14 protein-coding genes and 1 pseudogene are annotated in these 15,501 nt (G+C 65.2%); 7 read left to right on the top strand and 8 right to left on the bottom strand.

The window, feature by feature from the left end; all coding sequences use genetic code 11:
• Nucleotides 1-19: 19 nt before the first annotated feature.
• The 3 genes and pseudogenes from EF834_RS05170 to guaB form a co-directional block, all read right to left on the bottom strand.
• Nucleotides 20-1,729: pseudogene (locus EF834_RS05170) on the bottom strand (GMC family oxidoreductase N-terminal domain-containing protein); the annotation flags it as partial.
• Between the two features lie 184 nt (nt 1,730-1,913).
• Nucleotides 1,914-3,053, bottom strand: a complete 1,140-nt coding sequence (locus EF834_RS05165; protein ID WP_127946176.1) for a GuaB3 family IMP dehydrogenase-related protein — start codon at nt 3,051-3,053, stop codon at nt 1,914-1,916.
• Between the two features lie 66 nt (nt 3,054-3,119).
• Nucleotides 3,120-4,643, bottom strand: coding sequence for an IMP dehydrogenase (gene guaB / locus EF834_RS05160; protein ID WP_127946175.1), 1,524 nt, complete (start codon nt 4,641-4,643; stop codon nt 3,120-3,122).
• Nucleotides 4,644-4,844: 201 nt separating this feature from the next.
• Between guaB and EF834_RS05155 the strand changes: the two genes are divergently transcribed.
• Nucleotides 4,845-5,249: a DUF5319 domain-containing protein gene (locus EF834_RS05155; RefSeq protein WP_127946174.1), complete on the top strand. Its 405-nt coding sequence runs from the start codon at nt 4,845-4,847 to the stop codon at nt 5,247-5,249.
• A gap of 103 nt (nt 5,250-5,352) precedes the next feature.
• Here the strand turns inward: EF834_RS05155 and EF834_RS05150 are convergent, their stop codons facing one another.
• From EF834_RS05150 to EF834_RS05140, 3 genes are all read right to left on the bottom strand, one after another.
• Complete coding sequence (locus EF834_RS05150) at nt 5,353-6,351, bottom strand: anti-sigma-D factor RsdA (RefSeq protein WP_127946173.1); 999 nt, start codon at nt 6,349-6,351, stop codon at nt 5,353-5,355.
• Nucleotides 6,344-6,922 carry a sigma-70 family RNA polymerase sigma factor gene (locus tag EF834_RS05145; RefSeq protein ID WP_127946172.1) on the bottom strand — a complete coding sequence of 193 codons (579 nt, stop codon included), beginning with the start codon at nt 6,920-6,922 and terminating at the stop codon, nt 6,344-6,346. The genes EF834_RS05150 and EF834_RS05145 overlap by 8 nt, the downstream gene beginning before the upstream one ends.
• Nucleotides 6,923-7,051: 129 nt before the next feature.
• Nucleotides 7,052-7,855 (bottom strand): hypothetical protein, encoded by an 804-nt coding sequence (locus tag EF834_RS05140; protein WP_127946171.1) that lies wholly within the window; start codon nt 7,853-7,855, stop codon nt 7,052-7,054.
• A gap of 480 nt (nt 7,856-8,335) precedes the next feature.
• On the opposite strand from EF834_RS05140, the gene EF834_RS05135 reads away from it, so the two are divergent.
• From EF834_RS05135 to EF834_RS05120, 4 genes are all read left to right on the top strand, one after another.
• Nucleotides 8,336-8,626 carry a WhiB family transcriptional regulator gene (locus EF834_RS05135; RefSeq protein WP_127946170.1) on the top strand — a complete coding sequence of 97 codons (291 nt, stop codon included), beginning with the start codon at nt 8,336-8,338 and terminating at the stop codon, nt 8,624-8,626.
• Between the two features lie 177 nt (nt 8,627-8,803).
• Nucleotides 8,804-9,454, top strand: a complete 651-nt coding sequence (locus tag EF834_RS05130; protein ID WP_127946169.1) for a fasciclin domain-containing protein — start codon at nt 8,804-8,806, stop codon at nt 9,452-9,454.
• A gap of 129 nt (nt 9,455-9,583) precedes the next feature.
• Nucleotides 9,584-10,207 (top strand): sigma-70 family RNA polymerase sigma factor, encoded by a 624-nt coding sequence (locus EF834_RS05125; RefSeq protein WP_408014472.1) that lies wholly within the window; start codon nt 9,584-9,586, stop codon nt 10,205-10,207.
• A gap of 1 nt (nt 10,208) precedes the next feature.
• Entirely contained in the window at nt 10,209-10,913 is a 705-nt protein-coding gene (locus EF834_RS05120; RefSeq protein ID WP_127946167.1) for an anti-sigma factor, read from the top strand.
• Between the two features lie 64 nt (nt 10,914-10,977).
• On the opposite strand, the gene groL is transcribed toward EF834_RS05120, so the two are convergent.
• Nucleotides 10,978-12,591, bottom strand: a complete 1,614-nt coding sequence (groL, locus tag EF834_RS05115) for a chaperonin GroEL (protein WP_127946166.1) — start codon at nt 12,589-12,591, stop codon at nt 10,978-10,980.
• A gap of 117 nt (nt 12,592-12,708) precedes the next feature.
• Nucleotides 12,709-13,011, bottom strand: coding sequence for a co-chaperone GroES (gene groES, locus EF834_RS05110; RefSeq protein WP_127946165.1), 303 nt, complete (start codon nt 13,009-13,011; stop codon nt 12,709-12,711).
• Between the two features lie 318 nt (nt 13,012-13,329).
• Here groES and EF834_RS05105 point away from each other — a divergent pair, with 318 nt between their 5' ends.
• On the top strand, nt 13,330-13,635 hold the full coding sequence (locus EF834_RS05105) for a hypothetical protein (RefSeq protein WP_127946164.1): 306 nt from the start codon (nt 13,330-13,332) through the stop codon (nt 13,633-13,635).
• 601 nt (nt 13,636-14,236) lie between these two features.
• Nucleotides 14,237-15,229 (top strand): endonuclease/exonuclease/phosphatase family protein, encoded by a 993-nt coding sequence (locus EF834_RS05100; RefSeq protein WP_127946163.1) that lies wholly within the window; start codon nt 14,237-14,239, stop codon nt 15,227-15,229.
• Nucleotides 15,230-15,501: the final 272 nt, after the last annotated feature.

Below are 15,501 nucleotides of genomic sequence, written 5' to 3'. Positions count from 1 at the left end.
CGGAGCCTTTCTCGCGGCCACTGATCACCTCGACGATCGGTAGCGTCAACGCGGCCGGCGCGCCCGCCGGAACCACCGGCTTGTTCGGTGCGACGGCGGCAATCCGCTGGTACTCCGAACCCTGCTCGGGGCGGGCGTCCTGCTCGCCCTTGTTCGGCCACAGCGATGCGGCCCGCTCGGCCTGCGCGCAGATCGTCAGTGACGGGTTGACGCCCAAGTTGGCCGACACCGAGGCTCCGTCGACGACACTGAGCGTGGGGTACCCGTAGACGCGGTGGTAGGGGTCGATCACGCCGTGGTCGGCGTCCGCACCGATCGTGCAGCCACCGAGGAAGTGAGCGGTGAGCGGAATGTTGAACACCTCACCCCACGTGCTGCCCGCGATGCCGTCGATCTTGTCCGCGACGCGACGGGTCGCATCGTTGCCGACCGGAATCCACGTGGGGTTCGGCTCGCCGTGGCCCTGCTTGCTGGTGACCTTGCGACGACCGAGGATGCCACGCTTGGTGTACGTGGTGATCGAGTTGTCGAGATTCTGCATGACAAGCGTGATGATCGTCCGCTCGCTCCAGTTCTTCACCGACAGCATCCGCAGCATCTTGCCGGGATTCGCGGCGATCACCTTCAGCAGCTTCAGCGGACGCGGCGTGGTGCCGCCGCCGTCGGTCATGAGGGTCTGCAGCAGCCCCATCGAGTTGGATCCCTTGCCGTAGCGGACCGGTTCGATGTGGGTGTCGGAAGTCGGATGGAACGACGACGTGATCGCCACACCCTTCGTGAGGTCCACCGACGGATCGACCTTCGGCTTCGCCGCGCCGAGGATCGCCTCGGAGTTGGTGCGAGTGAGTTCACCGAGCCGGTCCGACAACTTGGGCAGAGCACCCGTGTCCTTCATCTTGTGAAGCAGATGCTGGGTACCCCATGTGCCTGCCGCAAGAACGACGTGTTTCGCGGTGTAGATCTTGCGGTTCTTACGAACCTTCGCGCCGGTGCGGCGGGTCACGACGTCCCACGTGCCGTCCGAGGCCCGGTGCAGCGCCTCAACGGTCGTCATCGGCACGATCTCGGCACCGAACTTCTCGGCAAGCCCGAGGTAGTTCTTCATAAGGGTGTTCTTGGCGCCGTGACGACAACCCGTCATGCACTCGCCGCACTCGGTGCAACCGGTCCGAGCAGGACCGACGCCACCGAAGTACGGGTCCTCGACAGTCTTTCCGGGCTCCCCGAAGAACACACCGACGGGGGTCTGGATGAACGTGTCACCGACTCCCATGTCTTCGGCGACAGACTTCATCACGTCGTCTGCCGGGGTCATGTGGGGGTTCTGCACCACACCGAGCATCTTGCGAGCCTGCTCGTAGTGGGGCGTCAGTTCCGCGTCCCAGTCGGTGATGTCGCGCCACTGGGGGTCCTGGAAGAAGGGAGCCGGCGGCTTGTAGAGGGTGTTCGCGTAGTTGAGCGAGCCGCCACCGACGCCAGCACCGGCGAGGATCATCACATCGCGAAGCATGTGGACGCGTTGGATGCCGTAGAAGCCCAGGGCCGGCGCCCACAGGAACCGCTTGAGATCCCAACTGGTCTTGGCAAAGTCCGGGTCCTCGAACCGGCGGCCCGCCTCGAGCACACCGACCTTGTACCCCTTCTCGACCAACCGGAGTGCGGTGACACTGCCACCGAATCCAGAGCCGACAATGAGCACGTCGTAGTCGGTTGCGCGCTGCTTACCCATGGGAAACCTCCACCCAAGAACCGGATTTGCTACTCGCCAGTATGCACCGTCGATCGGCGATCAGAGTACCCTAACTGTAACCGCAAGTCTCACAAACGGCTTGAATCCCTCAAACTGCTCGTAGCCGAACATCACGGCGGCTCAGTCCGACCGAACGGACGTTTTACCAACGGGCACGAGTGGGTCAAGCGCGAACGCTCAGGCCGACCTTCTGGAACTCCTTGAGATCGGAGTAACCCGACTTTGCCATCGAGCGTCGCAAACCGCCTACGAAGTTGAGCGAGCCGTACGGGTCGTCGGACGGCCCGCTGAGCACCTGAGACAGGCTCGGACGCTCACCGTACGAGACTGGCAGCACCGAGCCGCGCGGCATCGACGGGTGCGCGGCGACCGACGGCCAGAACCAGCCTCCACCGGGAGCCTCCTGTGCGACCGCGAGCGGCGCACCGAGCACGGCCGCATCGGCACCGCACGCGATGGACTTCGCGAAATCGCCTGACGTCGTGATGTCACCGTCAGCAATGACGTGCACGTAGCGGCCACCGGTCTCGTCGAGGTAATCACGCCGGGCCGCCGCTGCGTCGGCGATCGCTGTCGCCATCGGAACGCCGATGCCTAGGACCTCACGAGTGGTGGTGGCACCCTCGGTGGAGCCGTAGCCGACGATCACACCGGCCGCGCCGGTCCGCATCAGGTGCAAGGCGGTGCGGTGGTCACTCACGCCGCCCGCGATGACCGGGACGTCGAGCTCGGAGATGAAGGTCTTGAGATTCAGCGGCTCGCTCTTACCCTGCGCAACGTGCTCGGCCGAGATGATCGTGCCGTGGATGACCAGTAGATCTATACCGGCCTTGACCAGCTCCGGAGTGAGTGCACGAGCGTTCTGCGGGCTGACGCGGACAGCGGCCGTGACACCGGCGTCACGAACCTGCGCGACGGCGGCCGCCAACAGATCGGGCTGCAACGGCGCCGCATGCAACTCCTGCAGGCGCGCGACCGCGGCGTCCGGGTCGACCTCCTTCTCAGCCAGCTCCGCCAACTCGGCGAGCTTGTCCTCGACGTCGGCGTGCCGACCCCACAGCCCCTCACCGTTGATCACACCGAGACCGCCGGCCTTGCCCAGCTCGATCGCGAACGACGGTGAAACCAGAGCGTCGGTCGGATGGGCCAGCACCGGGATGTCGAAGCGGTACGCATCGATCTGCCAGGCCGTCGACACCTCTTTCGAGGACCGGGTTCTGCGAGAGGGAACGATGTTGATGTCGTCCAACTCGTAGGTTCGTCGGGCGGTCCGGCCCATACCGATTTCGACGAGGTCGCGCACGCGCGCCCCTTTCTCGATTGTGTTGTGTGCTCTAGCTGTGTCGTGTGCTCTAGCTGTGTCGTGTGCTCAGCGGGCAGCGTAGTTGGGTGCTTCGACCGTCATGGTGATGTCGTGCGGATGGCTCTCCTTGAGGCCGGCCGCAGTGATCCGAACGAACTGGGCATGCTGCAGCTGCTCGATGGAGGCCGAGCCGGTGTAGCCCATGGCCGCGCGCAGGCCGCCGGTGAGCTGGTGGATGACCTGCGACAGCGGACCACGGAACGGGACCCGGCCCTCGATGCCCTCCGGAACGAGCTTGTCTTCGGCGAGGACATCGTCCTGGAAATAGCGGTCCTTGGAGTACGACTTGCCCTGACCGCGGCCCTGCATCGCGCCGAGCGAACCCATGCCGCGGTAGCTCTTGAACTGCTTGCCGTTCACCAGGATCAGCTCGCCCGGAGACTCGGCAGTACCCGCGAGGAGCGAGCCGAGCATCGCGGTAGAGGCACCCGCGGCGAGCGCCTTGGCGACGTCACCGGAGAACTGGAGGCCACCGTCGGCAATGACGGGAACACCGTGGGCGGAGGCGACCGCAGTCGCTTCCAGGATCGCCGTGATCTGCGGGGCCCCGACACCGGCGATGACGCGCGTGGTGCAGATCGAGCCGGGGCCGACACCGACCTTGACGGCATCCGCTCCGGCCTCGATGAGTGCGAGCGCCCCGGAGCGCGTCGCGACGTTGCCGCCGATGAGTTGGACTCGATCACTGACCTCGCCCTTGAGCTTGGTGATCATCTCGAGCACGCCGTTCGAGTGTCCGTGTGCGCTGTCCACGACGAGGACGTCGACGCCGGCGTCGGCCAGCGTCATTGCGCGGGTCCAGGCCTCGTCGCCGACGCCGACGGCGGCGCCGACCAGCAGGCGGCCGTCGCGATCCTTGGTGGCATTCGGGTGCTGCTCGGTCTTGACGAAGTCCTTGACGGTGATGAGACCGGTCAGCTTGCCCTGGCCGTCGACGATCGGCAGTTTCTCGATCTTGTGGCGACGCAGGAGCCCGAGTGCGACCTCTGCGGTGACACCCTCACGGGCGGTGACCAGCGGGGCCTTGGTCATCACCTCGGCGACCTGGCGGTTCTGGTCGACCTCGAATCGCATGTCACGGTTGGTGATGATGCCGACAAGTTGGCCGCCGTCGTCGGTGACGGGCAGGCCCGAAATTCGGAAGCGGGCACACATCGTGTCGACTTCGGCGAGGGTATTCGTCGGCTTGCAGGTGACCGGGTCGGTCACCATGCCGGCTTCGGACCGCTTGACGGTCTCGACCTGTGCCGCTTGCACCTCGACGGCCGAGTTGCGGTGGAGCACACCCATGCCGCCCGCGCGGGCCATGGCGATGGCCATACGTGACTCGGTCACGGTGTCCATCGCGGAACTCACCAACGGAACGTTCAGACGGATCTCGCGGGTCAGCTGACTCGAGGTGTCCACCTGATTGGGGACGACGTCGGAGGCCGCCGGAAGCAGCAGCACGTCGTCGAAGGTGAGACCCAGCATCGCAACCTTGTTCGGGTCGTCTCCCCCGGTGTGCACGTGCCCTCCGGTACTACTCATGCGGCTCGGGCCCTCCATGAAGCGTCAATCGAAAAGAGAAGAAGGAACTGCCAGCAAAATCCCTTGTGTGAGAGTTCTCGCGTACAGACCTTCGGAGACCATGGTATCGGCTCACTCAGGAGCACACACGCGCGCTCTCCCCGCGACTCACCGGGCGCTATCAGCTAGCGCAGACGGGGCTGACCTGCGTACCGTGGTGTCGTGCGCGATCAATTGCCTCCCGGTCTCCCGCCGGACCCCTTCGCCGGCGACCCCGCCGATCCGTCCGCTGCGCTCGACGCAATCGAGCCGGGCCAGCCGCTGGATCCTCATGAGCGCCTTGCCGTGGAGGAGGATCTCGCGGACTTGGCCGTGTACGAGGGCCTACTGAGTCACCGCGGAATCCGCGGTCTGGTCGTGTGCTGTGAGGACTGCCAGCAAGATCACTACCACGACTGGGACATGCTGCGCGCGAATCTGCTCCAGCTACTGGTCGACGGCACGGTCCGCCCCCACGAACCGGCATATGACCCGTCGCCTGACGCCTACGTCACGTGGGACTACTGCCGCGGATACGCGGACGCCTCGGTGAACGACGCAGTGCAACGCGACGGTCTCGAGCGCTGAGGCCAGTCACCGCAGAGCAAACGGCGCTGAACAAGCAGGCGACAGAACAAGCAACGACAACGGCCCGGCAGGATCTCCTGCCGGGCCGTTGTGCAAGTTCCGATCAGCCGGTCGGCGTGGGAGCGTCACCCAGCGAACCGGTGGAAACCCCCGTGTCCGGCGTCTCGTCCGAGGTCCCCGTCGACACTGTCGTCGACATTGCCGTTGACGTCGGCGTGTCCGGGGTCGGAGACGGGGTGCTGGGCACGGCCGTGTCCGATGACGGAGTGGGCGACGGCGTTTGCGTCACCGAGGGCTCGGGTACGCCCGAACTCGGCGTCACCGGCGGTGGCGGGTTCGGCGTGCTCTGCGGACTGCTCGTGCCCGACGGACCGGTCGGTGTCGGGGCCGTGCTCGACGACTGGTCGACCGGCGACGGCGACGGCGACGGGGTCCCGCTGGGCGCCGCCGGCGTGGTCGTGGCCCTCTGCAACTCGGTGAGGAGCCGTTCGCGCCATCCGTTCAGCTCGCTCCGTGTTCCAGCCTCGTGCACCCCGTTCGCCCGTTCCGCGGCCGAGTCGAGCTTGGCCTTGGCGCCATCGGTGTCGCCGGTCTTGATGAGTTGCTCGGCCTCCTCCAGATTGGAGGTGGTGTCGATCTTGGCGACGGTCGATTCGGCCCGTTCGGTGAAGACGACCTGTTTGACACCCCACAACGGATCGCCCGGCTCGGCGTTGTACGAGAAGATCGTCATGCCACCCATGGCGATGGCAACGACCGCCGCCGCTGCCGCTATCGGACGGAGCAGCCGAAGGTGACGGCGGCCCGAGCGGGTACGGGTCGCAAGCGATTCCCGGGCCTCGAGTTCATGGTTGACACGCTCGACGATCTCGTCGAGATCCGGCTCGGCCGGCAGGGGCTGCGCGACGATCTCGGTGCGCCAGTTCGCAAGCAACGCGGCGACCTGGTGCTCCTCGGGACTCTCGGTCGCGGCGGGATTCCCGTTCGCGATCGCGTCGATCAGAGCGTCGTCGTGGCGCACAGCCGACACGTCGACGGGACCGTTGTTCCCGGCGAGATCAGCGTGGGGATCGCCAGGCTCGCCATTGTGTCCCCTAGCCATGTCTCTCACCCGCTCTCGTCACTTCCTTCTTCAACTTGGTGATGGCTCGGTGCTGAGCCACCCTCACCGCACCAGCGGTGCTTCCCACCGCTGCTGCCGTCTCCTCCGCCGACAGCCCGACGACGAGCCGGAGGACGAGGATCTCGCGGTGCTTCTCCGGAAGCTTTTCCAGCAACGCGTTCACCTGTCGGCCCGTCTCCGAACTCAGTGCCCGGGCTTCGGGACCATCCTCGGAGGAAACGACATCTGGTACTTCTGAAACGGGATCGGATTTGTTACGCGCCGAGTTGCGGTGTGCGTCCGCAACCTTGTGCGCGGCGATCCCGTACACGAAAGCCATGAACGGGCGGCCTTGATCCTTGTAGCGCGGAAGCGAGGTCATCACAGCCAGGAGCACCTCCTGTGCCACGTCGTCCGCGGACAAGCTCCCCCGTTCCGAGGCACCTACCCTCGCTCGGCAATACCGCACGACCATAGGTCGAATACTCTGTAGGACCTGGGCCAGAGCATTCCGGTCACCCTGCGCGGCGGCAGGGACGATGGAGTTCAACTCCTCACCCGTGTTAGACATCGTCAGAGCGAATCCTGGCGTTACAGTGGCACGTCCCCCCAACCGGGTGTGCTTCCGCCGCGTGGCGGAACGTCTGTAAGACTAACGACACAATCCGGCGAGACGACGCCCCGTCCGAAAATTCAGCGGTCATGTCGCGAACCTCCCACCCCGACGAGCCAACACGGCTGCACAGTCGTCTCGTACGGCCCGCGCGGCGGCGTTCGGCCGTACACCGTTCAAGAGCATCGCTGCCGCCCACCGCAGCGGCACCAGTCCGTACGTACCGCTGTCGGCGAGCACCTGCTCGGCCGCCTGCAGAGCGCGATCGGATTCCGGCGATCCGGTAGCGGCCGCCGCGAACAGCAGGGCCGACTTGATGCGGTGACGAACCGACGGGGAGTCCGCGGAACGCGCGACGGCGGCCGCCGAGTGTGTCGTCGCGGTCTCGAAGTCACCCGCCGCGAGCGCGATCTCCGCCGTCACCCAGTCCAGGCGCACGTGCTGGCGCCAGAGAGTGTCCGGATCCTCGACCTCGTCCAGATAGTCCCGGCAACGCGCCAGCAATCGCCGCCCCAGGGCGAGTCGACCGCAGCCGAGAGCATCTGCCGCGAGCCCGGTCAGCGCGTCGCATCGTGCCTCGTCGAGCAGGGGCACATCCCGGGGATCACGCGAGCGACTCACCCCGACCAGGGCGAGAGCCTCACCGTCGTACTTGGAGGCACGCGCATGGGATCCCAGTTGCCTGAGAAGCGACGCCCGAGTGCTCGCCGCCAGCGACAAGACCGCCGGCTGAGCCGTCGAGCGCCGCACGATCTCGAGATCGGCGCGAGCCTGGGCGTAGCGGCCCTGCCCGCCGAGCGCCACGCCGCGGAGCCAACGTCCGCAGGCGTCGCCGGGCACCGGCAGCGGGTATCGGCCCGGATCCGGGCCGAACGCAACGTCGCGAAGCATCCGACGAGTATCCCATTACGGACTGCCCGACCCGACCCGATGCCGGATCACACCCAACAAATCGGACACCGCGGCCCCGACCGGCGCTGCCGAACACGCATCCGACCCACGAATGCGCCACCACCCTTCGGCCCACTCTCGAGTTTAAGAATTTGTGCCAGCGGGGTTAACGGGAATAACCAAACCGCACTCTTCGGCAGGCCGGGCGACGAAATCACTCCAGTGGATCGCTCAGCTACTTGCCTGCTCTACCTGCACGGACTCAAGCGATCCGGCGCCTTGGGGTAAATGACATAAATGAACATCCCGTTAACTCTTCGCTCCGAAATTATCGGAATCGCCACTGGCAGAGGGTGTTGACGCGATTTCGTACCGCCCATTACGGTTACGTGTGCGTGGCCATTTTCATTGGTCCCGTCATCCCGGGGGGTGACGGGCTGCTTGCAGCATCATCGCGAGCCTGCTGACAGAGGAGTCCTGATGCCTGTTCCGAATCGTCTTCCCGGCCCGAATGCCGACGTCTGGGACTGGCAGATGCGCGGGCTGTGTCGCGGTATGGATTCCTCGATCTTCTTCCATCCGGACGGCGAACGTGGCCGCGCCCGAGCACAGCGGGAAAGCCGGGCCAAGGAGACGTGCCGGCGCTGCCCCGTTCTCAACCAGTGCCGAAGCCACGCCCTGTCGGTGTGCGAGCCGTACGGGATCTGGGGTGGGTTGTCAGAGTCGGAGCGAGGGACGCTCGCCCGGCAGATCCGCCGCCGAATCGCCTGAATCCCTCCGCCGCCCACCGGTTGTCGTCGCGCGCGGGGCCATCAACCGCCAGGACGCGTTCGGATCGCTTGCGAACTTTTCACACAACGCCACCCATCCGGGCTGCCGCTCGCTCCGAAGTCCCTATCGACAGTTTCAATCGATACTGCTCGGAGCAACTGCCGGGAGGGCAGACCCATGATCACGAAGACCCGCACTTTCGCCGTCGCCGCCACAGCCTCGGCCGCGCTGCTCGTTCTGAGTGCTTGCGCGACCGACGACGACTCGGATGGGACGACGACAGCCCCGAGTCCGACGACGACGATGGAGAGCCCAATGAACGGCACGGCCGCACCGGCCGCGAATCTGGTTGGGCCGGGTTGTGCCGATTACGCCGAGATGGTTCCCGAGGGCCCCGGCTCCGTGGCCGGCATGGCTCAGGATCCCGTCGCGGTCGCAGCCTCGAACAATCCGATGCTTACGACTCTGACTGCCGCTGTTTCCGGGGAGCTCAATCCGGACGTGAATCTGGTCGACACGCTCAACGGAGACCAGTTCACGGTCTTCGCACCGACCGACGAAGCGTTCGCGAAGGTCGATCCCGCGACTATCGAGCAGTTGAAGACCGATGATGCCCTGCTGACCGACATCCTCACGTACCACGTGGTCCCCGGACAGCTTGCACCGGACCAGGTCGACGGGACGCACACCACCGTCGAGGGCTCGGACGTGACGGTCACCGGGTCGGGAGACAACCTGAAGGTGGACGAGGCCGGTGTCGTGTGCGGTGGCGTGCAGACAGCGAACGCCACTGTGTACCTCATCGATTCGGTCCTGATGCCGAGCTAGGATGCCGAGCTGGATTCGAGGCTTGGACCGGTGCACTCGAACGCCGGGGCGACCCGAAGGACGCACCAATCCCGGAAGATCCGGCCCGCGGACGCTACGGTGATCCTCGATGCCTTCGAACGAGGACACGTGAACGCGGCCGGATCCGCCGGCGGCGATGATGCCTGCCCGGCAGACAATCGCCGCCTCGTCGATGTGCGCGCCGACGAGGCGGCGGATCTGAGGATGTTGCTGCAGCGCATCGCTTCCGCCGATACCGAAGCGTTCGCCGACTTCTACGACCGCACCGGTTCCCGCGTCTACGGCTTGATCCTGCGGATCCTTCGCGATCCGGGATACACCGAGGAGACGGCGCAGGAGGTCTACATCCAGGTGTGGAAGTCCGCCGCCACGTTCGATCCGCGACGCGGTTCGCCGCTGTCATGGCTGATGATGCTCGCGCACCGACGGGCCGTGGACCGGGTCCGGTCGGAGCAGTCGCACACCGATCGCGAGTTCGTCTACGAGACCACCAACCGGACCGACGAGTTCGACGAGGTCACGGAAGAAGTCTCGCGGCGGGCGGAGCGCGAGGCCGTTCTCGACTGCATGCAGACGCTGACCGACATCCAGAGGCAGTCGGTGACCCTCGCGTACTACGGCGGTCGCACGTACCGCGAGGTAGCAGCGGAACTCGGAGTCGCAGTACCGACCGTGAAGTCCCGGATCAGGGACGGATTGGTAAGACTCCGAGGATGTCTGGGGGTGAGGTGAGATGGACGACGACCTGATCGAGTGGGCGCACCTCCTGGCCCTCCATGCCCTCGATGACGATGACCGGAGCAAGCTGGAGGCACGCCTCGCCGGTGCCGACGAGACCACCCGAGCCGAGTTCGACACCGCGGTGCGGTTGGCTCACGAGACGATGGCGGCCGCCAGTTCACTCGTCGCTGCCACGCCACCGGCATCGCTGCGCCACGACCTGCTACGTCGGGTGTCCGGCGACGAGGTCTCGAAACGCCGAGCCAACAAACGGCGTTGGCGGATGGCGATTGCCTCGGCGGCGGCTGCCGCAGCGCTGCTTGTGGGGGGCATCGTGATCGGAAGCGAGTTCACGCAGACACCGCCGACGATGCCGGTCGCCGCGCAAATCCTCGATGCCCCCGACATGCAGTCGTCGTCCGCGGAGATCCCGGGCGGTGGCACCGCGACCGCGATGTATTCCAGGGAAGCGAACGCCGCGATGCTCGTGATGAACGGCGTCACTCCGCCCAGGCCGGACACGGTGTATCAAATGTGGCTGGTGCGCGGAGACCAGCAGACCCCGGCGGGAACGATGAGTCCCGGACAGGTCGCGCCCACTACGACCGCAGTGCTCGAGAACATCGACGGTGCGACGCAGCTCGGCTTCACCGTGGAGCCGTCCGGGGGGTCGACGCAGCCGACGGGCGACATGTTCGCGTCTCTTCCCCTCATCTGACCCGAAAGTTGAAGACCCCCGGACGAATTCGTCCGGGGGTCTTTCAACTCAGCTGTTGCCGAGGTCAGTGAGCGTGGCCGTGGCCGGTATCTTCATCTTCCTCGACCGGCTTGTCGACGACGGCGCTCTCGGTGGTGAGCACCATGCGGGCGACGGAGGCTGCATTGACGACCGCGGAGCGGGTCACCTTGACCGGATCGACGACACCGTCGGCGAGGAGGTCGCTGTAGGTGAGGGTCGCGGCGTTGAAACCGTGGCCCTTGGCGGCCTCAGTGACCTTGCTGACCACTACGGAGCCGTCGAGGCCTGCGTTGTTCGCGATCCAGTACAACGGCGACTCGAGCGCGGTGCGCACCACCTCGACACCGGTGGCCTCATCACCCGAGAGCGACGCGGCAAGATCGGTGAGGACCTGACCGGTCTGGACGATGGCCGAGCCACCACCGGGGACGATGCCCTCCTCGACCGCAGCCTTGGCAGCGTTGACCGCGTCCTCGACACGGAACTTGCGTTCCTTGAGGTCGGTCTCGGTGGCGGCGCCGACCTTGATGACCGCCACGCCGCCGGCCAGCTTCGCGAGGCGCTCCTCGAGCTTCTCGCGGTCCCAGTCGGAGTCGGTGGTCTCGATCTCGCGCTTCAGCTGCGCGACGCGGGTGGCGATGTCTGCCTCCGTGCCTGCGCCGTCGACGATCGTGGTCTCGTCCTTGGTGACGACGACACGACGGGCGGTACCCAGCAGTTCCAGGCCGGCTTCCTTGAGCGAGATGCCCATGTCGGCGGTGATGACGGTGCCTGCGGTGACGACGGCCAGGTCCTCGAGGAACGCCTTGCGACGGTCACCGAAGAACGGCGCCTTGACCGCAACGACCTTGAGCGTCTTACGGATCGAGTTCACGACGAGGGTCGACAGAACCTCACCCTCGACGTCCTCAGCAATGATCAGGACCGGCTTGCCTGACTCGGCGATCTTCTCGAGCAGCGGGAGGAATTCGGGCAGCGAGCTGATCTTCTCGCGGTAGAGCAAGATCAGCGCGTCCTCGAGGACGGCCTGCTGCGTGTCCACGTCGGTGATGAAGTACGGCGACAAGAAACCCTTGTCGAACTGGACGCCCTCGGTGATGACGAGCTCGGTGTGCAGAGTCGAGGACTCCTCGACCGTGACCACACCGTCGACGCCGACACGAGTCATTGCCTCGCCGACGAAGTCGCCGATCTCCTCGTCGCGCGACGAGACGGTGGCGACCTGGGCGATCGACTCCCTGCCCTCGACCGGGGTCGCGGCGGCGAGCAGCGCCTCGGACACGGCATCGGCCGCCTTGCCGATCCCGACGCCGAGCGCGATGGGATTCGCCCCTGCCGCAACGTTCTTCATGCCGGCCTTGACCAGCGCCTGAGCGATCACGGTGGCGGTGGTGGTGCCGTCGCCCGCAACATCGTTGGTCTTGGTGGCGACGCTCTTGACGAGCTGCGCTCCGAGATTCTCGAACGGGTCCTCGAGCTCGATCTCGCGGGCGATGCTCACACCGTCGTTGGTGACCGTGGGGCCACCGAAAGCCTTGGCGAGCACGACGTGCCGACCACGTGGGCCGATGGTGACCTTGACGGCGTCAGCGAGCTGGTCGACGCCACGCTCGAGGGCGCGTCGAGCCGTCTCATTGAACTCAATTTGCTTGGACATTGATTCAGCTTCTCCTGGGCTCAGGGTTTTCGTCCCGAAGCGGGTTTCAGGGTTTCGGCCGGAGAACGCACTCCGCCCCGGGTCCGATGCGGAACTCCGGGGCGGGAGGCGTGAGGCTTACTTGGCGACGACAGCCAGCACGTCGCGAGCCGACAGGATCAAGTACTCCTCGCCGGCGTACTTGATCTCGGTTCCGCCGTACTTGCTGTAGATGACGGTGTCGCCTTCCTGGACGTCCAGCGGAATGCGCTTCTCGCCGTCCTCGTCCCAGCGGCCGGGGCCAACGGCGACGACGGTGCCCTCCTGGGGCTTCTCCTTCGCCGTGTCGGGGATGACCAGGCCGGAGGCAGTCGTCGTCTCGGCCTCGTTGGCCTGGACGAGGATCTTGTCCTCGAGCGGCTTGATGTTCACGCTCGCCACGATGGGCCCTCCACTTTCAGGGGTTCGTTGGGTCCGAGGCGGTTCCTCGGACCACGATCAGTTCAGTCACCACGGTGACTCCTCACGAGCCCCGTCGTCGCGGGTGCCGGGGCTCGCTCAGCGTCGACTAGCACTCTATACACGAGAGTGCCAGCACTCAAGGGCGGCGCCGCCCGACCGAGCCCACGGCACTCGGACCGCAGGCAGTGCACTCGGTCTGTTGACATTCCTCCCGAACCAACCGACAGCGCGGTATCCTGCTGCCGCGAAAAGCTGTTCCCTGCAATACAGATGATGGCACTTCAGCACGGGAAGTAGATGATGTTCACCTCCAGCTTGAACCCGAAGCACTACCAGACGTTCCACAACGTATTCATGGGAATGTGCGGTGTAGCCGCTTTTGCCGGTACAGCACTCCTTGTCAGCGCCTTGTTCGGATACGACAAGGGTGTGGATGGGGCTGTTGTCATGTTTGCCGGATCCGTTGGAATTGTAAGCTCCGGAATAATGGAGAAGACTTCGCGTAAGACTCGCGACACAGGCGTGCCAGCCGCCGTTCTGATCGCGAATTTTGTTCTGACGGCAGTGGGTGTATGGCTGTTAACGGGGCTGATCCCGCGGTGAACGACTCGAGCCATATTCGGGATCTGGCTATTCCCTGAACTGTCGCGAGCTAGCTCGCACAAGCATCAGTGCATCTTTGAGTCCTAGGTTTGGGAACTTCTCTCGGACGGCCTTCACGGCCGCTACCTCGCTGTTCGTGGTAGCTACAGCAGTTTCTATCGCGGAAGCGGGTATGGCCGTCCCATCCGGTTGTTCATTTGAATCTCCCCCTCGGCGCGATCGCGAGCGGTCGCTTCGGTAGATTGTTAAGAGGACGATTCCCGAGACAGTAAGTAATCCCGCGGTCCACCAATCATGCTCCGCCAAATCGCCGATGATCACGAATGCGAAGGCCGCGGTCACGAGCGCAACTAGCCAAGATTCAAGCCGATCGGCGGTGGTCTTCCTCATTCTTTCCCCTGCATTGTCGAGTCGGGTCCAATAATCAGGGTCCAATAATCAAAACAGAACCGGCCGGGTAGGGGCGAGGGCAAAGGCTAACAGTTCTCGGTGACTGTGGTGGTTCCCGGGGGGATTTCGGCAGGAAACGCGAGGCCGGGCTCCGAGACCGGGCGGGACGGATAGGCTGCAACGTCTGATCGCCGACGTGTGGGGGGTTCCGATGGCAGGCTCGATCGCGGTTCGCCGGGCAGCGGTAGTCGCCGGTGGTACCGGGATCGCGTCGGGAATGGTCGCGCTCGCCGTGTTCCGTTCGGCCGCCTCGAACAACGTGATCATCGCGGCGGCCTCGTTCGCTCCCCTGCTCTTGGTAGTGACCATAGTCGGTGCATTCGTCACTGCCGCGGCCCGGCAGTGGACACTGCTAGGGATTTCGAGCCTTATCCTCGCGCTGGGCGCGTGGGCATTCGGCCCGTTGTGGGTCGCAGGAGCAGCAGGGGGCGATACCGACCCGCAGGGTCCGTCGATCCGCGTGATGCAGTCGAACATCATGGTGGGATCTGCCGACCCGGTGGCTCTGGTGCAGTCGGTGCGTGATCGGCACGTCGACGTGCTCACCATCCAGGAGTTGACCGAGCCTTCGGTGGACGCACTGCGAGCGGCCGGACTCGAAGACGTTCTGCCGCACACGTTCCTGGAACCTGATGTGACGGGAGCAGGCGGAGCCGGAATCTACAGCAGGTTGCCGCTGGAGAACGGGCGGAGGGTCGACGGGATGGCGCTGACGAATCTGGTCGTAGACGTTGATGCCGGGCTCGAAGAGCCCGTCGTGCTGTACAACGTGCATCCCATGCCCGCATTCATTGCACCGGCGGCCGACTGGACCGCGGACTTCGAGCGATTGCGGGACGAGATGGATTCGACTGCAGTGCACGAGAACGTGATCGTCAGTGGCGACTTCAATGCCACGTACGCGCACCGCAAGTTCCGCGAACTGCGGCGCAGCGGGTACGTCGATGCAGCGGATCAGACGGGCGCCGGCGTCCTGCCCACGTATCCGGCCGACAGGCGCTATCCGGCGGTTGTGGGGATCGACCACGTCCTCACAAAGGGTGCTCGGGCCATCTCACTCGAGCGCGTACACGTCGTCGGTTCCGACCACTACGGGCTGGTCGCGGGTGTGCGCCTCGATTCGGGTGAGAACGGGCGCGGTTAGACCGAGCTGTCCCACCGGGGTGGTAGCGGGGAATTACACGCAGAGAATTCCGGACGCCCAAAAGAAAAGACTGAACGTTCGGACGACAGCACAGCTCTGGGCCAAAAGCGTGAACCGTCCGGTCTGCCCTATTTTTCCTATATGCCAGGCTTCGAGCTATCGACGAGGAATTTCGTAGTGAAACGAGCGCACGAATCGGCCGATGGGGCAGCTTTTGATGAATTTTTCACCTACACTGACCCGCCGTAGGTAAACCTCGGATGAACGGTCGG

It is taken from the genome of Rhodococcus spongiicola (genome assembly GCF_004011835.1).
Lineage (GTDB): Bacteria > Actinomycetota > Actinomycetes > Mycobacteriales > Mycobacteriaceae > Prescottella > Prescottella spongiicola.
Note: the sequence above shows the minus strand (reverse complement) of the source record. Positions and strands in the feature narration are given on the sequence as shown.